Consider the following 21,644-nt stretch of genomic DNA (forward strand, 5'->3'; position numbering starts at 1 on the left):
CCGGTGCCCGCCCGCTGGTCCGAGCGCATCGGTCCGCTGAGTGCGCCGGAAGTCCTCCACTTCTGCAGGTAATCGCAATGCACATCTGTGTCGATCGCGGCCATTGACCGGACGATCTCGCGGATCGGACAGTTCCGGAAGGCCCGATCCCGGGCTGAACCTGTCTCGGGGGCCTGCGGGCCCCGGTTCAAAGGGGAACACGTGAATCCACGCATCGTCTCGGGCCTCACCCTGGCCCTCGTCTCCGCCGCCTGGCTGGCGCCCAACGGCGTCCAGGCCGCCCCCGCGACGGCCGGCAAGTCGGCCACCTCGCACCACACCCCGCCCAGCGCCGGCAAGTCCGGCGACCACGGCCGGTCCGCTGCGGCGAAGGGTGCCGGCAACTTCGTCGCCTCCCGCCCGGCACGTCTGCACCTGTCGAAGCAGGACGTCGCCCAGCAGGGGACCGTCTACTCCTCGCACGGCATCAACTACGTCTCCTACGGGCGCGCCTACCGTGGCCTCGAGGTCGTCGGCGGCGACTTCGTCGTCGCCACCGACGACGCCGGCCAGGTGCTGTCGACCTCGGTCGCGCAGACCGCGCCGACCGACCTCGCCTCCACGACGCCGTCGGTGTCGGAGGCGGCCGCGCGCCGCACCTCGGCCGACCAGGTCGACCACGCGACGCTCGGCGGCACGCGCCTCGTCGTGTTCCAGGACGAGTCGACGTCGCACCTGGCCTACGAGACGGTCGCGGCCGGCACCCGAGGCGGCGCGCCGTCGCGGCTGTCGGTCTACGTCGACGCGCACAGCGGCAAGGTCCTCGGCACCCGGGAGCACGTCGTGCACGGCACCGGGTCGGGCACCTACAACGGCCCCAAGCCGGTCACCTTCGGCACCACGCTGTCCGGGTCGACGTACTCGATGAAGGACCCGGCGGCGACCAACCTGAGCTGCCAGGACGCGGCCAACAACACCACCTTCACCCAGTCCACCGACTCCGGGTGGGGCGGCGGCGCGGCGACCGACCGCGAGACGGCGTGCGTCGACGCGCTCTTCGCGGCCGACAAGGAGGTCGGGATGCTGTCGGCCTGGGACGGGCGCAACGGCCCGGACGGCAACGGTGGCGCCTGGCCGATCCGGATCGGCGACCAGGAGGAGAACGCCTACTACGACGGCACCCAGGTGCAGGTCGGGTACGACGACTCCGGCGCCTGGATCTCGTCGATCGACGTGGTCGCCCACGAGATGGGCCACGGCGTCGACGACCACACGCCGGGTGGCATCTCCGGGAAGGGGACGCAGGAGTTCGTCGCGGACACGTTCGGGGCGGCGACCGAGTGGTACGCCAACGAGGCGGCGCCGTACGACACCCCCGACTTCACGGTCGGCGAGGAGGTCAACCTGGGCGGCGCGCCGATCCGCTACATGTACAACCCGTCGCTCGCCGGCGACAGCAACTGCTACTCGAGCTCGACCCCGAACGCCGAGGTGCACGCCGCGGCGGGGCCGGGCAACCACTGGTTCTACCTGCTCGCCGAGGGCACCAACCCGACGAACGGCCAGCCGACGAGCCCGACCTGCAACAGCTCGACCATCACGGGCATCGGCATCCAGAAGGCCGAGCAGATCATGTACAACGCGATGCTGCTGAAGACGACGACCTCGTCCTACCTCAAGTACCGCACCTGGACGCTGACGGCCGCCAAGAACCTCTACGGCACCACGACCTGCTCCGAGTTCAACGCGGTCAAGGCGGCGTGGAACGCGGTCTCGGTCCCGGCTCAGACCGGGGACCCGACCTGCACGCCGGGCGGCGGCACGGGCACCGTCACGGTGACCAACCCGGGCAACAAGAGCGGCACGGTGGGCACCCCGATCAGCTCCTTCACGCTGAGCGCGTCGGGCGGCACCGCGCCGTACACCTGGTCGGCCACCGGCCTGCCCGCGGGCGTCACGCTCTCGAGCTCCGGCACCGTGTCCGGCACGCCGACCGCGGCCGGCACCTACAGCGTCATCGCCTCGGCCACCGACAGCAAGGGCGCGGCCGGGACGACGTCGTTCACCTTCACCGTGAGCGGTGGCGGCACCGGCTCCTGCTCGGGCAACAAGCTGACCAACCCCGGCTTCGAGTCGGGCAGCACCGGCTGGACCGCGAGCACGGGCGTCATCGACAGCTCGACCGGCGCCCCGGCGCACAGCGGCAGCTACAAGGCGTGGATGGACGGCTACGGCACGACCCACACCGACACGCTCAGCCAGTCGGTCACGATCCCGGCGGGCTGCGCGGCGACGCTGAGCTTCTGGCTCTACGTCAGCTCCTCGGAGACCACCACCACGTCGGCGTACGACACGCTGACGGTGAAGGCCGGGTCGACGACGCTGGCGACGTACTCGAACCTGAACAAGGGATCGGGCTACGTCCAGAAGTCGATCAACGTGGGCTCGCTGGCGGGGACGACGTTCACCCTGACGTTCACCGGCGCCGAGGACAGCTCGCTGCAGACGAGCTTCCTCGTCGACGACACGGCGGTGACGCTGGGCTGACCATCTGAGCTGACGATCTGAGCTGACGATCCGATCAGCGGGCCGGTGGCCGTCGCCCTCGGGCGGCGGCCACCGGTGCGTCTCAGCGCATGGACTCGAGGATGCCGGCCAGGTCGTCGGCGGTGGTGAGGGGGTTGACGATCGCGAACCGGGTGCAGACACGACCGTGGTGGCGGGTCGGGGTCACGAAGGCGTAGCCCTGGTCGAGAAGGCGCTTGCTCCACGCGGCGTAGTCGGCGTCGGTCCAGCCGACCCGTTCGAAGATGAGCACCGAGAGGTCCGGCTCGACGAGCAGGCGCACGTGGTCCGCCGCCTCGATCAGTGCCCGTCCGGCGCGGGTGATCGACAGCGTCCGCTCGACCGACTCGGTGTAGGCGCGGGTGCCGTGGACGGCCAGCGAGAACCAGAACGGCAGACCTCGCGCCCGCCGGGTCAGCTGGATGGCGAAGTCGCTCGGGTTCCACTCGCCCTCGACGGTGACCGGGTCGAGGTAGCCGGCCTTCTGGGTGTGTGCGGCGCGGGCGAGCACCGGGTCGCGGTAGATCAGGGCGCAGCAGTCGAAGGGCGCGAAGAGCCACTTGTGCGGGTCGACGATGAAGGAGTCGGCGCGCTCCACACCTTCGTAGAGGTGGCGCACGGACGGCGCGGCGAGGCCAGCGCCGCCGTACGCGCCGTCGACGTGGAACCACCAGCTCTGCTCCTCGGCCACGTCGGCGACACCGGCGAGGTCGTCGACGACGCCCAGGTTGGTCGTGCCGGCGGTGGCGACGACGGCGAACACGGACTCGCGCTGCTTGTCGGTGGCGGTCGCCAGCCACTCGCGGATCGCGCTGCCGGTCAGCCGGCCGCGCTCGTCGCCGGGGATGAGGACGACGTCGACGTCCATCACCGACTCCAGGGCGTGCTTGACCGAGGAGTGGGTCTCGTCGGTGAGGACGACCGCCCAGCGGTCCGGACGCGAGCCGCGACGGTGCTGGACCGCGGCCCGGGCCGCGACGAGGGCGGACAGGTTGCCGATCGTGCCGCCCTGCACGAAGACACCGCCGGACTCCGCCGGCAGGCCGGCCAGGTCCGCGATCCAGCGCAGCGCCTGGTTCTCGGCGAACACGGCGCCCGAGCCCTCCAGCCAGCTGCCGGCGTACACGCTGGAGGCGCCGACCAGCATGTCGAACGCCGCGGCCGCCTTGCTCGGCGCGCCGGGGATGAAGGACAGGTAGCGCGGGTGGTCGATCGAGAGGCAGGCGGGCGCGAGGACGTGCTCCCACAGCCGGAGCGCCTCGTCCTGCCCGACGCCGGTCTCGGTGACAGTGTGTCCGGCCTTCTCGAGCAGCGCTTCCGGTGTCAGCGTCTCATCCAGCGGCGCCTGCATGGCCAGGCGGTCGAGGCAGAGGTCGGCGAGGGCGCGCGCCATCCGGTCGGTGGCGTCCGTGTAGAGGTGCATGCCGCGGATCCTAGGGACTGCGGCGCCCCTTGCGTGCACCCGCGACGATCGGACCTAGGCGCGTCGCGTGAGCACGAGCGGTCCGTCGGCCGTGATGGCGACCGTGTGCTCCATGTGTGCCCCGCGTGAGCCGTCGGCGCTGCGCAGCGTCCAGCCGTCGGCGTCGGTGAAGATCTCGTCGGTGGTGTGCAGGAACCACGGCTCGATCGCGATGACCAGGCCGGCCTGGAGCTTGAAGCCGCGGCCGGCGCGCCCGTCGTTGGGTACGTGCGGGTCGCCGTGCATGGTGCGGCCGACTCCGTGGCCACCGAACTGCGTGTTGATCGCGAGACCCTTGGCGTGCGCGACGGCCGCGATCGCGGCGGAGATGTCACCGATCCGGTTGCCGGGCAGCGCCGCCGCGATGCCGGCCTCGAGCGCTCGCGTCGTGGTCTCGATGAGGTCCAGGTCCTCCTGGCGCGGCGTGCCGACGACGACACTCAGCGCGGAGTCGGAGACCCAGCCGTCGACGCTCGCCGCGAAGTCGACGCTGAGGAGGTCGCCGTCCTGCAGCTCGTAGTCGTGCGGGAGACCGTGCAGCACGGCGTCGTTGACGCTGGTGCACAGGACCTTGCCGAACGGGCTCGCTCCGAAGCTGGGGTGGTAGTCGATGTAGCAGGACTCCGCGCCGCGGTCCTTGATCATCTGGTGGGCGAGCTCGTCGAGCTCGAGCAGGTTGACACCCACGTCCGCCTTGTCCTGGAGCGCGGTGAGTACGTCGGCGACGAATCGGCCGGCCGGCCTCATCTGCTCGATCTGGGTGGGGGTGCGGAGCTCGATCACGCCGAAACCCTACGGCAGTTCGCCTCGGCGCGGCGGATCGGCGCCCGGCCTGGTGACGGTGATGGCGGCCGCCGCGGTGGCGTGCTCGAGCACCCTGCGCCACCCGTCGCCGCGCAGCGCCCGCAGGGCTCCCCGCGCGGCGCCGCCGAGCACGCCGAGGTCCCAGAGCCCGTCGATGACGGCGGCGCAGAACGAGTCGCCGGCGCCGATCGTGTCGGCCACGATGACCCGGGGCGCGGCGACGTCGATCCGCTCCTGCGGCGTGACGACGGTGGCTCCCTCACCGCCACGTGTGATCACGACCGCCGCCGGCCCGTGGCCGAGGAGCAGCTCCGCCGCGGCGACGGCGTCGAGGTCGGGGAAGAGATGGTCGAGGTCCTCGTCCGAGGCCTTCACGACGTCCGAGCGGCCGACCACGGCGAGGACCGCGCCGTGGATGACGTCGAGCTGCCCCATCGCGCCGGGCCGGATGTTGAGGTCGTACGTCGCCGTCGCGTGCGGCCGCAGGAGGTCGACGAGCTCGAGGACGCTCGCCGCCCCCGGCGAGAGCACCGCCCCCAGCGATCCCGTGTGCACGACCAGGGGCTCGCGGGTGGGCCTCCACGGCTGGATGCTCCACTCCAGGTCGAACGCGTAGCTCGCGGCGCCGTCGGCTCCCAGGCGGGCGTCGGCCGAGGAGGTGCGGCCCGACCGCGGCTCCTGCCGGACGACCTCGATGCCCTCGTCGCGCAGGTGTGCGTGCAGCAGCGCACCGAGCCGGTCGTCGGCGTACTGCGTCAACAGGGTCGCCGGCCGGCCGAGCCTGCTCAGCGCGACGGCCACGTTCGCCGGGCTGCCGCCCGCGTGCTCCGCGACGGCGCCGTCCGGGCCGTGGACGACGTCGACGAGTGCCTCGCCGATGATGAGGGCCCTGTCCATGGCTGGCAGCGTAGTGACCGCCCCCGGCTAGTGGGCAGCGTCAGGGACGGTGTCGGGCGCAGCCACTTCGTGCGCCCACCCCGGCGCACGCACGAGATGGGAGAGCCGGGCTCGCCAGGTGGTCGCCGTGCGCAGGTCGCGGGCGATGGCGCTGTACTCGTGGAAGGCGACCTTGAGCGGGTTGTAGGTGTCGATGTTCGTGGTGAGCCCGTAGACGCAGCGCTCACCCTCCGCCTCGAACGTCCCGAACAGGCGGTCCCAGACGATGAGCATGCCCGCGTAGTTGCGGTCGAGGTAGCTGCCCTGCGACGCGTGGTGGACGCGGTGGTGCGAGGGCGTGTTGAGCACCGCCTCGAACGGGCCGGGCAGGCGGTCGATCCGCTCCGTGTGGATCCAGAACTGGTACACGAGGTTGATCGAGGCGCAGAAGGCGAGCACGCCGGGGTGGACCCCGACGGCGATCATCGGAAGGTAGAACACCCACGAGGTCGCACCCGTCCAGGTCTGCCGCAGCGCGGTGGACAGGTTGAACCGGCGGCTCGAGTGGTGCACGACGTGCGAGGCCCAGAGGACCCGGATCCGGTGGTGCCCGCGGTGCGACCAGTAGTAGAAGAAGTCCTGGGCGACGATGATCAGGGGGAGGGTCCACCAGGTCAGCTCGACGCGCAGCGGGGTCAACGAGTACACGAGCGCGTACGCCGCGACGATCGGGATCTTCCACAGGGTGTCGAAGACGACGCTGCCCAGCCCCATGGTCAGGCTGGTCGCCGTGTCCCGCGGCTCGTAGCCGAGCTCGTCGTCGTCGGCGTGGAACCAGTACGACACCGCTTCGAGGACGATCAGCAGCAGGAAGGCCGGGATCGACCACGTCACCACGTCGGGCAGGTCGGGCACGCTCGGCTCCTTCGACGACATCGGAGCGCCGGGTCGGCGCGGCGCGATCGTAGACCGCGCTGGGCCGACCGGTGCGCCGATCGGCGCAGAACTGTTACGTTCCGGCTCGTGGCGAGTGACGCCCCGCGCGACCTCAGGATCACCCATCCGGCCCGGTGGGCAGTCGGGCGCGTCGAGCGCTCGGGCGGGTTCGTGACGCGGATGGCGTGGCACCGCGGCGACGGGTCGTCCGTGCACTGGGCGTCTCGCACGGTGCGCCGGCGTGGCCGCCTCGAGCTCCGGGACGAGACCGGGGCGGTGACCGGCGCCGTCGGGGCCGAGAGGACGACGGCCCAGCGGCTGGCCCGGGTCAACGTCGTGGTGGGCATCGCCTTCGTGGTCGGTGGGTCGCTCTTCGCCCTGGGCCCGCTGCTCGCCGAGCTCGGCGGCGCTGTCCGGACGGTCGACGTGGTCTACCTGATCGGCGGCGTGTTCTTCAGCCTCGGCGGCTACACGTCGGTGGTGCAGGCGTCGAACGCGCCCACCGTCATCGACGAGCGCGGAGCGCTGAGCGGTGGGTCGTGGACGTGGTGGGCATGGCGTCCGCGGGAGATCGGCTGGCTCAGCGTGGCCGTCCTGTTCGCCGGGACGCTGCTCTTCGGTGTGAGCCTCGTCGCCGCGTTCGCCTCCGACCTCACGGCCCGGCAGTCCAACGGCTGGATCTGGCTGCCGGACATGGCGGGCTGCGTCTGCTTCCTGGTGTCGGGTCACCTCGCCCTGATGGAGGTCTGCCACGGTCGGATCGGCATCCGGCTCGGGGACCTCGGCTGGTGGGTCGTCGCTGTGAACCAGCTCGGTTCGGTCCTGTTCTTCCTCGCCGGCCTCGCCGCCTACACCCGCCCCGCGACCTCGACCGTGGTCGACCTCCGCCTGGTCGACTGGGGCACCTTCGGCGGGGCCGTGTGCTTCGTCGTCGGCGGGGTCCTCCAGCTGTACGAGCGTCCGGACACCTGAGCAGGGACGTCGACTGGGCGGCCGAGGGCCAGATGCTGGCCGGACGAGGCACGACACGCCGACCGGCGCCCGCGTGTCGCGCCGTTTCGGGTCAGGAGCATGGCCCTCTGCCCGTCACCAGCCGCGTTCGCGCCACTCGGCGAGGTGCGGGCGCTCGGCACCGAGCGTCGAGTCGTTGCCGTGGCCGGGATAGAACCAGGTCTCGTCCGGGAGGCGCTGGAAGATGCGCTCCTCGACGTCGTTGATGAGCTGCTCGAACGCGCCGACGTCGCCGAACGTGTTGCCGACGCCCCCCGGGAAGAGCGAGTCGCCCGTGAAGAGGTGCGGCGGCCCGGACGGGTCGTCGTACAGCAGGCAGATCGAGCCGGGGGTGTGACCGCGCACCGCGATGACCTCGAGCTCTGACTCGCCGACGGTGATCCGGTCGCCCTGACCGACCGTGCGGGTGATCGGCACCCCGGTCTGCTCGGTGATCGCGGCCGCGTCGGGCTCGCCGGCGATGGTCGCGGCGCCCGTCGCGGCGACGACCTCCGCGAGCGCGCGGTGGTGGTCCCAGTGCTGATGGGTCGTGACGACGGCGTCGAGTCCCGCGGCGCCGATCCAGGGGATCAGCCGCTCCGGCTCCGCGGCGGCGTCGACGAGGACCTGCGCCCCCGTGTGCCGGCAGCGGAGCAGGTAGCAGTTGTTGGACATCTTCGGGTCGACGGCGACCTTGTGGATCGTCAGGTGCATCAGGTCCCTGCCGTCGTACAGGCCGCCGGGGCGCACCACGCCGCTGTACGTCACATCCCCTCGATTCCCGGCAGCACGCCGTCGTCGCTGATCGGTCCGGCGCTGCCGGGGTACGGCGGCCGGCCGGTGCTCCACCATGCCAGCGCGTGTCCCGGCCCGGCCACGGTCGGGCCCGGGGTGCCGAACGTCCACGACCGGCCCAGGTCGGTGGCGGTCGCGATGAAGCCCGGCCCCGTCCGCAGCCCGGCGTTGCGGTCGAGGAGCCGCACGATGAACTCCTCCGGCCAGTCCGCGGGGGAGTAGGCGGCGACGTCGGGCCCGAGCTCGGGCCCGAGGTCGGCGTGGTGGATCTCGACCTCCCGCAGCCGCATCCACGGGACGGCGCCGGCGGCGAACGTCCGCCCGGAGCCGGGCGTGCGCTCGATCGTGGCGCCGGCGAGGTCGTCGTTCACCGCCGCGACGGCGGCGGCGAGCCGGGTCACCGCGGCCAGGTGGCGGTCGCGCACCTCGGTCACGGGCGCGGCGGCCAGCTCCTCGATGTCGGCGTCCCGGGCCGCCTGGGAGCGGTACATCGCGACCGGCTCGCCCTCGATCACGCCCACGAGTGCGCGGGCCAGGCCCTCGCCGTTCAGGGCCAGGTGGGCGACGACGTGCGCGACGCTCCAGCCGGGCAGCAGGCTCGGTCGGCGCCAGGCGTCGTCGGGCAGGGAATCAACCGTGCGCACGAGGCGCTGAGACGCAGTGCGGAGCGACTCCGCCGTCGATGTGGGGTGGCTCACGGACACCATCCTGGCATCTGGGTGGTCCTGGTCGCTCCTGCTACCATGGCGAACACCTGTTCGACTCGTTCGGACGGGATCCCACCAACACCGACAGAGGAGCGGCGTGGCCGACCAGCTGATCATCCGGGGCGCCCGGGAGCACAACCTCAAGGACGTCTCCCTCGACCTCCCACGGGATGCGCTGATCGTGTTCACCGGCCTGTCGGGCTCGGGCAAGTCGAGCCTCGCGTTCGACACCATCTTCGCCGAGGGCCAGCGCCGCTACGTCGAGTCGCTGTCGGCGTACGCGCGTCAGTTCCTGGGCCAGATGGACAAGCCCGACGTCGACTTCATCGAGGGCCTCAGCCCGGCGGTCTCCATCGACCAGAAGTCCACCTCGAAGAACCCGCGCTCGACAGTCGGCACCATCACTGAGGTCTACGACTACCTCCGTCTTCTCTACGCGCGCGCGGGCCGGCCGCACTGCCCGACCTGCGGCGCGCCGATCGAGCGGCAGACGCCGCAGCAGATCGTCGACCGGATCCTCGCGCTGGACGAGGGCAGGCGGTTCCAGGTGCTCGCCCCGGTCATCCGCGGCCGCAAGGGCGAGTACGTCGACCTGTTCGCCCAGCTGCAGAGCCAGGGATACTCGCGGGCCCGCGTGGACGGCGAGACCCACACGCTCGACACGCCCCCCAAGCTCGACAAGCAGAAGAAGCACACGATCGAGGTCGTCGTCGACCGGCTCCAGGTCAAGGCGTCCTCCAAGCGCCGCCTGACCGACTCCGTCGAGACGGCGCTCGAGCTCGCGGGCGGACTGGTGCTCATCGACTTCGTCGACGACGGCGGCGAGCTCAAGTTCTCCGAGAAGATGTCGTGCCCCAACGACCACGTCATCGACACCGACGACCTCGAGCCGCGTTCGTTCTCGTTCAACAGCCCGTTCGGCGCCTGCCCGGCATGCCACGGTCTCGGCACCCGGATGGAGGTCGACCCGGAGCTGGTCATCCCCAACCCCGGGGCCACGCTGGGGGAGGGCGCGATCCAGCCCTGGAGCCACGCCCACATCTCCGACTACTTCCTCCGGCTGCTCGGCGCGCTGGGCAAGGAGGTCGGCTTCGACCTCAACACGCCGTGGGAGGACATCCCCGCGAAGGCTCAGCAGACGATCCTCGACGGCCACGTCCGCAAGGTCCACGTCGTCACGACCAACCGCTACGGGCGGCAGCGTGCCTACGACGCCGAGTTCGAGGGGGTCCGCTCCTACGTCGAGCGTCGTCACCGCGAGGCCGAGACCGACACGAGCCGGGAGCGGTTCGAGGGCTTCATGCGCGAGGTGCCGTGCCCGACGTGCGCCGGCAGCCGCCTCAAGCCCGTCTCGATGGCCGTCACGCTCGGCGCCCGGGACGAGGGCGGCAAGAACATCGCCGAGGTCTGCGCCCTCCCGATCGACGAGGCGTCGGCGTACCTCAACTCGGTGCAGCTCAGCGTCCGTGAGAAGCAGATCGCCGAGCGAGTGCTCAAGGAAATCCAGGAGCGGCTCCAGTTCCTGCTCGACGTCGGCCTCGACTACCTCTCCCTGGACCGGCCGTCGGGGTCGCTGTCCGGCGGCGAGGCGCAGCGCATCCGGCTCGCCACGCAGATCGGCGCAGGTCTCGTCGGCGTGCTCTACGTCCTCGACGAGCCGTCCATCGGCCTGCACCAGCGCGACAACGCCAAGCTGATCGAGACGCTCGTGCGGCTCAAGGAGCTCGGCAACACGCTCATCGTCGTCGAGCACGACGAGGACACGATCCGGGTCGCCGACTGGGTCGTCGACATCGGCCCGGGCGCCGGCGAGCACGGCGGTCACGTCGTGCACAGCGGCACGGTCAAGGAGCTGTACGAGAACGACAGGTCGATGACCGGACAGTTCCTCGCCGGGAAGCGTGAGATCCCGGTCCCCGTCGTCCGCCGCCCGACGACCAAGGGACGCGAGCTCACCGTGCTCGGTGCCAAGGAGAACAACCTCAAGGACCTCGACGTCTCGTTCCCGCTGGGCGTCTTCCTGGCCGTCACCGGCGTCTCCGGCTCGGGCAAGTCCACGCTCGTCAACGACATCCTCTACACCTCGCTCGCGAAGCAGATCTACAACGCCCGCACCATCCCGGGCCGGCACCGGACCATCACGGGGCTGGAGCACGTCGACAAGGTGATCCACGTCGACCAGAGCCCGATCGGGCGTACGCCGCGGTCCAACCCGGCGACCTACACCGGGGTGTTCGACCACGTCCGCAAGCTGTTCGCCTCGACGCCCGAGGCGAAGATGCGCGGCTACCAGCAGGGCCGGTTCTCGTTCAACGTCAAGGGCGGTCGCTGCGAGGCGTGCGCCGGAGACGGCACGATCAAGATCGAGATGAACTTCCTGCCGGACGTCTACGTGCCCTGCGAGGTCTGCCACGGACAGCGCTACAACCGCGAGACGCTCGAGGTGCACTACAAGGGCAAGAACATCGGCGAGGTCCTCGACATGCCGATCGAGGAGGCCGTCGACTTCTTCGCGGCCGTCCCGGCGATCTCTCGCCACCTCAACACGCTGCTCGAGGTCGGTCTCGGCTACGTCCGGCTCGGCCAGCCGGCGACGACGCTGTCCGGCGGCGAGGCGCAGCGTGTCAAGCTCTCCAGCGAGCTGCAGAAGCGCTCGACTGGCCGGACCGTCTACGTCCTGGACGAACCGACGACCGGCCTGCACTTCGAGGACATCCGCAAGCTGCTCGGGGTGCTCTCGAGCCTCGTGGACAAGGGCAACACCGTCCTCGTCATCGAGCACAACCTCGACGTCATCAAGACGGCCGACTGGATCATCGACATGGGTCCCGAGGGCGGCAACAAGGGCGGGACCGTGGTCGTGGAGGGGACGCCGGAGGAGGTCGCGGCCCACCCGCACTCCTACACGGGCCAGTTCCTGCGGCCGCTGCTCGACGGCCGTGCGGCGGCGCAGCCGAAGGCGACCCGTCGACGTGCCAGGAAGGCCAGCTGACGCCTCGGCGTACGCCGGTCTGAACCGGGCGCGCCTCTCAGTCGTGTCACAGGCTGGCGCACTAGCGTCGCCCTTGACCGACTCGACGACCAGGAGACCTCGATGGCAGACCAGCTCACCCGCCGTACCACTCTCGCCGGGGCCGCCGGACTGACCGCGTCACTTCCGTTGCTCGCCGCTTGCGGCGGCGGGAGCGGATCGGGTGCCTCCGGGCAGGACAAGGTGACGCGGAACAAGCCAGGCACGGTGGTCGGCCCGACCAGCGATGTCCCGGTGGGGAGCGGCAAGATCTACGGCGACCTCAACGTCGTCGTCACCCAGCCCGAGGCGGGGACGTTCAAGGCGTTCAGCGCTACGTGCACCCACCAGGGCTGCCAGGTCTCCTCGGTCGACCACCAGGCGATCCTGTGCCGGTGCCACTTCAGCAAGTTCTCCATCGAGAACGGCTCGGTCGAGGGCGGCCCCGCCCCGGCGCCGTTGCAGTCGGTGCCCATCACCGTGACCAACGGCCAGATCACCCTGGCCTGACGGCGGTCATTCCGGTCCGCGCGCTCGCGGAGGCCTGCCAGGCCTCGTCGCGCGGCGAGCGCCGACGGTCGAGGCGCTCGTCGAGGAGCGCCCTGGCCTCGTCCCACCGGTCGGCCCGGAGCAGGGCGGCGATCCGGGCCTCCTCGACGACCTCGCGCTGGGCGTCGGACCCGCCGAGGCGGCGTACCTCCGGGGCGAGTGCCGCCAGCGCCGTCGCGGCCTCCGCGTGCCGGCCGCACGCCATCTGCCGGAGCGCGCGAGCGAGCGGGGCGACCACCTCGCGCTGCGTCGGGTGGTCGTGCTGCGCTGCCCGGGCGGCGAGCCGGTCCAGCGCCGCGGTGTCCCCGACGGCGAGCAGCGCCACGGCGACGTGCATGGCCAGGAACGGCGTCGCGGGGCGCTCCATGGTGTCCGGACCCGTCGCGGAGATCACCTCGTCGAGGGACGGGACCGCCGTCGCGCCCGGAGTCAGCGCCCAGCGGAAGAGCAGCGAGCCGGAGTCGACGAGGGCACGGCAGCCGCGCGCACCCTCGGGCCGCAGCTGCGTCTCGTAGCGACGACGTACGGCGTCGAGGTCGCCGAGCGAGAGCTCGTGCAGCGCGGCGTGCCACGAGAAGTGCGAGAGCGAGTCGATGGTCGCACCGTCGCCGGTCACCCAGCCGTCCATCCACGCCAGCCCGGCCTCGTGGTCGCCGGTCTCGTAGTGCGCGTGAGCGCGTGCGTGCGCGGAGTGGCCGGCCCCGGGCTCGACCGCGAGCGACGCGACCGCGAGGTCCATGGCCTCGTCGTAGCGGCGCTGCTCCTGCCGGATGAAGGCCAGCAGGCCGGCGTACCACCAGTCGTCGCCGTACGCCGGGCGACATCGCTCGACGATCGCCCACGCCTCCGACGGCACCTCGGTGACGCCGGCGAAGGCGATCGTCGGCACGGCGGAGGAGAGCAGCAACGCGTCCAGGGGGTACGCCGCCAGGTGCGCGATCAGCGGTCCCGGGTCACCCTCCAGATGAGCGCCGACGGCATGCACATGGCTGCGCTCGCGCTCGCCGGCCCGATGCGCGTGGAGCGCCGCGGCCCGCATCCGGGCCGGGACGTCGATCGGGAGGCACATCTCGTGACCGAGCAGCGCGAGCGCGGCGTGACCGAGTGCGAAGGTGGGGTCGTGCGCGATCGACTCGGCGAGGTGGTCGACCGCGCCTCTGCGAAGCCGGAGCACGTCCAGCAGTCCGCGGTTGTAGGCCGCGGCTGCGTCGTCGCTCGTGGTGAGCGGGTAGCCGTACGGGTCGCGATGCGTCACACTAACCATAGTAACTAACTGCAGATAAAGAGTGTCCGTCCCTCGCCGTAGGGTTGGTACGTGCCTGATCCGAGGAGCTACCGACCGCGGCCCGGGGACATTCCCACCCAACCAGGGGTGTACCGGTTCCGCGACCCCAAAAACAGGGTCATCTACGTCGGGAAGGCGGTCAACCTCCGCGCCAGGTTGTCCAACTACTTCCAGCCGATCGGAAGCCTGCACCCACGCACGGCGACGATGGTCACCACGGCGGCGAGCGTCGAGTGGACGGTCGTCAACACCGAGGTCGAGGCGCTGCAGCTGGAGTTCTCCTGGATCAAGGAGTTCGACCCGCGCTTCAACGTGAAGTACCGCGACGACAAGTCCTACCCCTGGCTCGCCGTGACCCTGTCGGACGAGTTCCCGCGGGTGATGGTCGGCCGTGGGGCGAAGCGCAAGGGCACCCGCTACTTCGGTCCCTACAGCCACGCCTGGGCCATCCGCGAGACCGTCGACGTGCTGCTCCGCGTCTTCCCGATGCGCTCGTGCAGCAACGGGGTGTTCAAGCGCAGCCAGCAGGTCGGTCGGCCCTGCCTGCTCGGCTACATCGACAAGTGCAGCGCGCCGTGCGTCGGCAACATCAGCGCCGAGGACCACCGCCGGATCGTCGAGGACTTCTGCGACTTCATCGGCGGCCAGACGGCCGGTTTCGTGCGCCGCATCGAGAAGGAGATGTTCGCCGCCAGCGAGGCCCTCGAGTTCGAGCGTGCCGCCCGGCTCCGCGACGACCTCGGCGCCCTCCAGCGTGCCCTCGAGAAGCAGGCGGTCGTGCTCGGCGACGGCGCGGACGCCGACGTCATCGCCCTGGCCGAGGACCCCCTCGAGGTCGCCGTCCAGGTCTTCCACGTGCGCGGCGGTCGGATCCGGGGCCAGCGCGGCTGGGTCGCGGATCGCGTCGACGAGGGCGAGACCGACAAGCTGGTCGAGGACTTCCTGCTCCAGCTCTACGCGGACGACCCGGACTCGATCCCACGGGAGGTGCTGGTGCCCGCCCTGCCGCCTGAGGCGGCCGTGGTCGAGGACCTGTTGTCCGACCTTCGTGGCAGCCGGGTCCAGGTGCGCGTGCCGCAGCGCGGCGACAAGAGGACGCTGCTCGAGACGGTGGCTCGCAACGCCGGCCAGACCCTGGCGCTGCACAAGACCCGACGGGCCTCCGACCTGACCACGCGCAACCAGGCGCTCGACGAGCTCCGTGAGGCGCTCGAGCTGCCCGAGGCGCCCTTGCGGATCGAGTGCTACGACATCTCCCACCTGCAGGGCTCCGAGATCGTCGCCTCGATGGTGGTGTTCGAGGACGGACTGGCCCGCAAGTCGGAGTACCGCCGCTTCGTCATCCGCGGGCAGCAGGGCTCCGACGACGTGCGCGCCATGCACGAGGTGATCACCCGGCGCTTCCGGCGCCTCCTCGACGAGCAGTCGACCTCGGTGCCGTCGACGGAGGTCGACGGCGCCCACGGCCCCATGCTCGTGGACCCCGAGACCGGCCGCCCGCGGAAGTTCGCCTACGCGCCGGGCCTGGTGGTCGTCGACGGCGGTGCGCCGCAGGTGGCGGCCGCCGTACGGGCCCTGGACGAGCTCGGCATCGACGACGTCCCCGTCTGCGGCCTCGCGAAGCGCCTCGAGGAGGTCTGGCTGCCGGGCCAGGCCGACCCGGTCATCCTGCCGCGCTCATCGGAGGGCCTCTACCTGCTCCAGCGGGTCCGCGACGAGGCGCACCGCTTCGCGATCACGCACCACCGCTCGCGCCGGTCGAAGTCGATGGTGGAGAGCATGCTCGACGACGTCGCAGGCCTCGGCGAGGTGCGTCGCAAGACGCTGCTGAAGCACTTCGGGTCCCTGCGCAAGCTGCGCGCCGCGACCGTCGAGGAGATCGGTGCCGTGCCGGGGATCGGTCCGACGACGGCTGCTGCGATCAAGACCGCCGTCGAGAAGAATGGGCCCGGCCTGGCCGTCAACACGGCGACCGGCGAAGTCGAGGAGACGTAGTGTCCGACCCCATCAGTGAACTGCAGACGGAGACCCCGCAGCCGGCCGGCGAGCTGGTCGTCGTCACCGGCATGACGGGCGCGGGGCGGAGCACCGCCGCCAAGGAGCTCGAGGACCTCGGCTTCTTCGTCGTCGACAACCTCCCGCCGTCCCTGCTGCCCGACGTCGTCCGGCTCGTCGACGACAGCCGCGGCCGGCAGCAGCCGATCGCTGTCGTGGTCGACGTGCGTTCGGGGTCGTTCTTCGACGAGATCGGTCGGGCGCTGGCCCACGAGAGCACCGGGCGCATGGCCACGCTCGTCTTCCTCGACGCCGGCGACGAGGTTCTCGTACGCCGCCAGGAGGCCGCTCGACGTCCGCACCCCCTCCAGGGGAGTGGCCGCCTGCTCGACGGGCTCCAGCGCGAGCGCGTCGTGCTGGCGGACCTGCGGTCGATCGCGGACCTCGTCATCGACACCTCCAACCTCAACGTCCACCAGCTCACCGACCGCATCGCGGAGGCGTTCGGGACGCCGGACACCACCCGGCTTCGGGTCACCGTCATCAGCTTCGGCTTCAAGTACGGCATCCCGATCGACGCCGACTTCATCGCCGACATGCGCTTCCTCCCCAACCCTCACTGGGTGCCCGAGCTGAGACCCGGCAACGGGCGCGACAACCCGGAGGTCGCGGCGTACGTCTACAGCCGCCCAGGGGCCAAGGAGTTCCTCGACGGCTACGTCCCGGTTCTGGCGGGCGTGGGGGAGGGCTACCTGCGTGAGGGGAAGCGCTTCATGCGGGTCGCGCTCGGCTGCACCGGCGGCAAGCACCGCAGCGTGGCGATGGCCGAGGAGATCGCCCGCCGCCTGCAGGAGCGCGGCCTCGTCGCCACTGCCCTCCACCGCGACCTGGGGCGCGAATGAGCGGTCCGATCCTCGACGACTGGAAGGACCGTGCGCAGGCGGTCGTCGCCTTCGGCGGCGGTCACGGCCTGCACGCCTCGCTCTCGGCGTTGCGCCTGCTCGTCGACGACCTCACGGTCGACGAGCTGACCGCGATCGTGACGGTCGCCGACAACGGTGGCTCGTCGGGCCGCCTGCGCCGCGAGTTCGACGTGCTGCCGCCCGGCGACCTGCGGATGGCGCTCGCCGCGCTCTGCGGCTCCGACGACTGGGGCACGACCTGGGCGGAGGTGCTTCAGCACCGCTTCGCGGGCGACGGCGAGATGAAGGGGCACAACCTGGGCAACCTCCTCATCGTCGGACTGTGGGAGCTGCTCGGTGACCACGTGGCGGCGCTCGACTGGGTCGCCCGACTGCTCGGCGCCAAGGGCCGCGTGCTGCCGATGGCGCTCACCCCGATGGACATCACCGCGCATGTGCGGGGGCTGGCGCCCGGCGACCCGAACGAGCTCGTCCCCGTCCACGGTCAGGTGGAGGTCGCCACGACAGACGGTGTGATCGACTCGATCGCGCTGGTGCCCGAGGACCCGCCGGCGGCGCCCGCCGCGCTCGAGGCGATCGCGGGCGCCGACTGGGCCTTCCTCGGCCCGGGGTCGTGGTTCACGTCGGTCATCCCGCATCTGAGGGTGCCCGCGCTGCGCGACGCGCTGCTGGCCACTCCTGCCCGGGTCGTCATCGTGCTGAACCTGGCCGAGCAGGCGGGGGAGACGCCGGGCTTCGGGCCGGCCGACCACCTCGCCGTACTCCTCGAGCACGCCCCCGCCCTGAAGGTCGACACGGTGCTGGCCGACGAGTCGTCGGTCGGGGACGGACTCGCGGACCTCCGGGAGGCGGTCGATGCGTGCGGCGCTCGACTCGTGCTCGACGACGTGAGCGTCGGGGACGGCACGCCGCGGCACGATCCGATCAAGCTGGCACGGGCATACGCCGCGATCATGACCGGCTGAGCCGGCCGTCCGGGCAGCGCGAGCGAGGTCCTTTCGCGAACGCCTGCGCGCGGACGTGTCGCAGGCTACTTTTCGCACGTCGCACGGTCGCCCACGGCTGTGAGGTTGATTGACGCGCGTGAAAGGATCGCACCTATGGCGATGACGGGACAGGTCAAGGCGGAGCTCTCGGCCACGCAGATCACCAAGACCTGTTGCCGCAAGGCCGAGGTGGCCTCCACGCTCCGCTTCGCGGGGGGTCTCCACATCGTCAACGGGCGCATCGTCGTCGAGGCCGAGCTCGACACGGGAGCGGCTGCACGCCGGCTGCGTCGTGACATCGCGGACGTCTACGGCCACCACGCCGAGGTGACGATCGTCCAGGCCAACGGCATCCGCAAGGGGAGTCGCTACATCGTCCGCGTCACGCGCGAGGGTGAGGCGCTCGCTCGGCAGACCGGCCTGCTCGACCAGCGTGGGCGTCCGGTCCGTGGGCTCCCGCCCGCTGTCGTCGCCGGCGCCGCGTGCGACGCCGTGGCAGCCTGGCGTGGCGCCTTCCTGGCCCACGGGTCTCTCACCGAGCCCGGCCGGTCGTCGTCCCTCGAGGTGACCTGCCCCGGGTCGGAGGCCGCGCTGGCCCTGACCGGCGTGGCCCGTCGCCTCGGCATCCAGGCCAAGGCGCGAGAGGTACGCGGCGTCGACCGGGTCGTCATCCGGGACGGCGACGCCATCGGTCAGCTGCTCACCCGGCTCGGGGCGCACGAGTCCCTGATGGCCTGGGAGGAGCGCCGGATGCGCCGGGAGGTCCGCGCCACCGCCAACCGGCTCGCCAACTTCGACGACGCCAACCTGCGCCGATCCGCCCGCGCGGCCGTCGCCGCCGGAGCGCGCGTCGAGCGGGCGCTGGAGATCCTCGGCGAGGAGATCCCCGACCACCTTCGCCAGGCCGGCAGCCTGCGGCTCGAGCACAAGCAGGCCTCGCTCGAGGAGCTCGGCCAGCTGCACGACCCGGCGCTCACGAAGGACGCCATCGCCGGCCGGATCCGGCGCCTGCTGGCCATGGCCGACAAGCGTGCGGAGGAGCTGGGCATCCCCGACACCGAGGCCGTGCTGACCCCCGACATGCTCGCCGACGACTGACCCGCGGCACACGGGGTTGCTCGGCGGGGGCGAGCCGGGGATCCTCGGGGGTTCTCCCAGGGTCCTGGCCGACGAGGAATGTCGGTGGTCGACGAGACGATGGGTCCATCAGCACCCCATCGGATCCGACGGAGGGACGGCCATGTGGGACACCGCCCAGACCATCCAGACGCACCTGTCGCACGACCTTCCGTGCCCCCATTGCGGGCACCCCGTCCACACCTTCCTCGCCTGCAGCGACACCTGCGACTGCGAGCCGACGGTCATGCCGGGATCGATCGCGCTCGCGGCCTGAGCGGCCTCGGGATCGGGTGATGTGAGTCGCGTCGCATCCGCCCGGTTGGATCGTCACAACCGACCGGGTCACGAGACCAGCGGTCCCTCTACAGGCAGGTAGTGGGTAGGGTCGTGGCCGTCCGTTTCGAAGGCGTGACTAAACGCGCCTCAGACTCCAGGAGTAGCAGTGACCGTTCGCGTAGGCATCAACGGCTTCGGCCGCATCGGCCGCAACTTCTTCCGCGCCGTACGTGCGTCGGGCCTCGACATCGAGGTCGTCGGCATCAACGACCTGACCAACAACGCGACGCTCGCGCACCTGCTGACCTTCGACTCGATCCTGGGTCGTCTCGACGCGAGCGTCGAGTCCACGAACGACGCGATCATCGTCGGCGGCAAGGAGATCAAGGCGTTCGAGGAGCGCGACCCCGCCGCGCTGAAGTGGGCCGACCTCGGTGTCGACGTGGTCGTCGAGTCGACCGGCTTCTTCACCGACGCCACCAAGGCCCGTGCCCACGTCGACGGTGGGGGCGCCAAGAAGGTCATCATCTCGGCGCCGGCCAGCAACGAGGACGCCACGATCGTCATGGGCGTCAACGAGGGCATCTACGACCCCGAGCAGCACACGGTCGTGTCCAACGCCTCCTGCACCACCAACTGCCTCGCCCCGATGGCGAAGGCGCTCAACGACGGCATCGGCATCAACAAGGGCCTGATGACGACGGTCCACGCCTACACCGCGGACCAGAACCTCCAGGACAACATCCACAAGGACCTGCGTCGCGCCCGCGCCGCCGCGCTCAACGTCGTCCCGACCTCGACCGGCGCCGCCAAGGCCATCGGCCTGGTCCTGCCCGAGCTCAAGGGCAAGCTCGACGGCTACGCCCTGCGCGTCCCGGTGCCGACCGGCTCGCTCACCGACCTGTCGTTCGAGGCTTCCCGTGAGACCTCGGTCGAGGAGATCAACGAGATCGTCAAGGCTGCCGCCGACGGCCGCATCCTGCGCTACTCCACCGACCCGATCGTCTCGTCCGACATCGTGACCGACCCGGCGTCCTGCATCTTCGACGCCCCGCTGACCAAGGTCATCGGCAACCAGGTGAAGGTCGCGGGCTGGTACGACAACGAGTGGGGCTACTCCAACCGCCTCGCGGACCTGATCGACTACATCGGCAAGACGCTCTGACGTTGGCCTCGACGTTGAACGACCAGGGCGAGCTCAGCCCCGAGTTCCTGCAGAGCGTCTCCGGCAAGCGGGTCCTCGTGCGGTCCGACCTGAACGTGCCGCTCAACGACGGCGCGATCGGTGACGACGGCCGCATCCGCGCGTCGGTGCCCACGATCCGGGCGCTGGCCGATGCCGGTGCCCGCGTGATCGTGACCGCCCACCTCGGCCGTCCCGCCGGTGCGCCCGACGCGAAGTACTCGTTGGCGCCGGTCGCCGAGCGGCTCGGCGAGCTGCTCGGTGCGCCGGTCGCCTTCGCGACCGACACTGTCGGGGCGTCCGCCCGGGAGACCGTGGCCAAGCTCGCCGACGGGCAGGTGGCGCTGCTGGAGAACGTCCGCTTCAACGCCGGCGAGACGTCGAAGGACGACGCCGTACGGGGTGCGTTCGCCGACGAGCTCGCGGCGCTCGCCGACGCCTTCGTCTCCGACGGTTTCGGCGTCGTGCACCGCAAGCAGGCGTCGGTCTACGACGTCGCCCAGAGGCTGCCCCACGCCATGGGCGGCCTCGTTGCCGCCGAGATCGATGTCCTCCGGCGCCTGACCGAGGCACCGGAGCGGCCCTACGTGGTCGTGCTCGGCGGCTCCAAGGTCTCCGACAAGCTCGGCGTGATCGACAACCTCCTCGGCAAGGCCGACAAGCTGCTGATCGGTGGTGGCATGGTCTTCACGTTCCTCAAGGCGCAGGGTCTCGAGGTCGGCAAGAGCCTGCTGGAGGAGGACCAGGTCCAGACGGTGCTCGGCTACCTCGAGCGAGCGGAGCAGTCGGGCGTCGAGATCCTCCTGCCGACCGACATCGTCGTCGCCGACAGCTTCGGCGACGACGCGTCGGCACGCGTGGTCCCGGCCACCGAGATCCAGGCCGACGCTCTCGGCCTCGACATCGGCCCGGAGTCCGGGGCTGCGTTCGCCGACGCGATCCGGCCCGCCAAGACGGTCTTCTGGAACGGCCCGATGGGCGTCTTCGAGCATGCTGCCTTCGCGGAGGGCACCCGCGCGGTCGCGCAAGCACTCACCGAGATCGACGGGCTGTCGGTCGTCGGTGGCGGCGACTCCGCGGCCGCGGTGCGGGCCCTCGGCTTCGACGAGGACGCGTTCGGTCACATCTCCACCGGCGGTGGCGCGAGCCTCGAGTTCCTCGAGGGCAAAGAGCTCCCCGGCATCACGGTCCTGGAGGACTGAGC

General features: G+C 71.1%; 18 protein-coding genes. 11 read left to right on the plus strand and 7 right to left on the minus strand.

Annotated features, from left to right (window positions below; translation table 11 throughout):
- The first annotated feature begins 201 nt into the window (after positions 1–201).
- The gene (locus tag ABD205_RS22210) at positions 202–2,526 is read left to right on the plus strand and encodes a M4 family metallopeptidase (RefSeq protein ID WP_344048758.1); all 2,325 of its coding nucleotides are present in this window, start codon (positions 202–204) and stop codon (positions 2,524–2,526) included.
- An 82-nt stretch (positions 2,527–2,608) separates the two neighbouring features.
- Here ABD205_RS22210 and ABD205_RS22215 read toward each other — a convergent pair whose 3' ends face one another.
- From ABD205_RS22215 to ABD205_RS22230, 4 genes are read right to left on the minus strand one after another with little or no spacing between them, the layout of a single operon-like run.
- Positions 2,609–3,967, minus strand: a complete 1,359-nt coding sequence (locus ABD205_RS22215) for a pyridoxal phosphate-dependent decarboxylase family protein (RefSeq protein ID WP_344048760.1) — start codon at positions 3,965–3,967, stop codon at positions 2,609–2,611.
- A 54-nt stretch (positions 3,968–4,021) separates the two neighbouring features.
- Positions 4,022–4,789, minus strand: a complete 768-nt coding sequence (map, locus tag ABD205_RS22220; RefSeq protein ID WP_344048761.1) for a type I methionyl aminopeptidase — start codon at positions 4,787–4,789, stop codon at positions 4,022–4,024.
- Between the two features lie 9 nt (positions 4,790–4,798).
- On the minus strand, positions 4,799–5,707 hold the full coding sequence (locus ABD205_RS22225; RefSeq protein WP_344048763.1) for a carbohydrate kinase family protein: 909 nt from the start codon (positions 5,705–5,707) through the stop codon (positions 4,799–4,801).
- 27 nt (positions 5,708–5,734) lie between these two features.
- A complete protein-coding gene (locus tag ABD205_RS22230; protein WP_344048765.1) occupies positions 5,735–6,601 on the minus strand; it encodes a sterol desaturase family protein in 867 nt (288 codons plus the stop codon).
- 108 nt (positions 6,602–6,709) lie between these two features.
- Here ABD205_RS22230 and ABD205_RS22235 point away from each other — a divergent pair, with 108 nt between their 5' ends.
- Positions 6,710–7,594 (plus strand): hypothetical protein, encoded by an 885-nt coding sequence (locus tag ABD205_RS22235; RefSeq protein ID WP_344048767.1) that lies wholly within the window; start codon positions 6,710–6,712, stop codon positions 7,592–7,594.
- A 114-nt stretch (positions 7,595–7,708) separates the two neighbouring features.
- On the opposite strand, the gene ABD205_RS22240 is transcribed toward ABD205_RS22235, so the two are convergent.
- Positions 7,709–8,326: an MBL fold metallo-hydrolase gene (locus ABD205_RS22240; protein ID WP_344048900.1), complete on the minus strand. Its 618-nt coding sequence runs from the start codon at positions 8,324–8,326 to the stop codon at positions 7,709–7,711.
- 50 nt (positions 8,327–8,376) lie between these two features.
- Complete coding sequence (locus ABD205_RS22245) at positions 8,377–9,105, minus strand: maleylpyruvate isomerase family mycothiol-dependent enzyme (RefSeq protein ID WP_344048769.1); 729 nt, start codon at positions 9,103–9,105, stop codon at positions 8,377–8,379.
- 106 nt (positions 9,106–9,211) lie between these two features.
- Here ABD205_RS22245 and uvrA point away from each other — a divergent pair, with 106 nt between their 5' ends.
- Together uvrA and ABD205_RS22255 are read left to right on the plus strand one after the other, a co-directional pair.
- Positions 9,212–12,106, plus strand: a complete 2,895-nt coding sequence (gene uvrA, locus ABD205_RS22250; protein ID WP_344048771.1) for an excinuclease ABC subunit UvrA — start codon at positions 9,212–9,214, stop codon at positions 12,104–12,106.
- A gap of 102 nt (positions 12,107–12,208) precedes the next feature.
- Positions 12,209–12,634, plus strand: coding sequence for a Rieske (2Fe-2S) protein (locus ABD205_RS22255; protein ID WP_344048773.1), 426 nt, complete (start codon positions 12,209–12,211; stop codon positions 12,632–12,634).
- Here the strand turns inward: ABD205_RS22255 and ABD205_RS22260 are convergent.
- Positions 12,621–13,928 carry a tetratricopeptide repeat protein gene (locus ABD205_RS22260; RefSeq protein WP_344048775.1) on the minus strand — a complete coding sequence of 436 codons (1,308 nt, stop codon included), beginning with the start codon at positions 13,926–13,928 and terminating at the stop codon, positions 12,621–12,623. The two genes, ABD205_RS22255 and ABD205_RS22260, sit on opposite strands and share 14 nt — an antisense overlap.
- Positions 13,929–13,988: 60 nt before the next feature.
- On the opposite strand from ABD205_RS22260, the gene uvrC reads away from it, so the two are divergent.
- The 7 genes from uvrC (at position 13,989) to ABD205_RS22295 (ending at position 21,642) form a co-directional block, all read left to right on the plus strand.
- A complete protein-coding gene (gene uvrC / locus ABD205_RS22265) occupies positions 13,989–15,953 on the plus strand; it encodes an excinuclease ABC subunit UvrC (RefSeq protein ID WP_344048777.1) in 1,965 nt (654 codons plus the stop codon).
- On the plus strand, positions 15,953–16,855 hold the full coding sequence (rapZ, locus tag ABD205_RS22270) for an RNase adapter RapZ (protein ID WP_344048779.1): 903 nt from the start codon (positions 15,953–15,955) through the stop codon (positions 16,853–16,855). Before uvrC ends, rapZ begins: the two co-directional genes overlap by 1 nt.
- Positions 16,852–17,841 (plus strand): gluconeogenesis factor YvcK family protein, encoded by a 990-nt coding sequence (locus tag ABD205_RS22275; RefSeq protein WP_344048781.1) that lies wholly within the window; start codon positions 16,852–16,854, stop codon positions 17,839–17,841. Before rapZ ends, ABD205_RS22275 begins: the two co-directional genes overlap by 4 nt.
- 135 nt (positions 17,842–17,976) lie before the next feature.
- On the plus strand, positions 17,977–18,960 hold the full coding sequence (whiA, locus tag ABD205_RS22280) for a DNA-binding protein WhiA (protein WP_344048783.1): 984 nt from the start codon (positions 17,977–17,979) through the stop codon (positions 18,958–18,960).
- Positions 18,961–19,102: 142 nt separating this feature from the next.
- Positions 19,103–19,255 carry a hypothetical protein gene (locus ABD205_RS22285; RefSeq protein WP_344048785.1) on the plus strand — a complete coding sequence of 51 codons (153 nt, stop codon included), beginning with the start codon at positions 19,103–19,105 and terminating at the stop codon, positions 19,253–19,255.
- A gap of 168 nt (positions 19,256–19,423) precedes the next feature.
- A complete protein-coding gene (gap, locus tag ABD205_RS22290) occupies positions 19,424–20,422 on the plus strand; it encodes a type I glyceraldehyde-3-phosphate dehydrogenase (RefSeq protein ID WP_344048787.1) in 999 nt (332 codons plus the stop codon).
- A 2-nt stretch (positions 20,423–20,424) separates the two neighbouring features.
- Positions 20,425–21,642, plus strand: a complete 1,218-nt coding sequence (locus tag ABD205_RS22295; protein ID WP_344048789.1) for a phosphoglycerate kinase — start codon at positions 20,425–20,427, stop codon at positions 21,640–21,642.
- Positions 21,643–21,644 lie beyond the last annotated feature (2 nt).

It is taken from the genome of Nocardioides panacihumi (assembly GCF_039530925.1).
Taxonomy (GTDB): domain Bacteria; phylum Actinomycetota; class Actinomycetes; order Propionibacteriales; family Nocardioidaceae; genus Nocardioides; species Nocardioides panacihumi.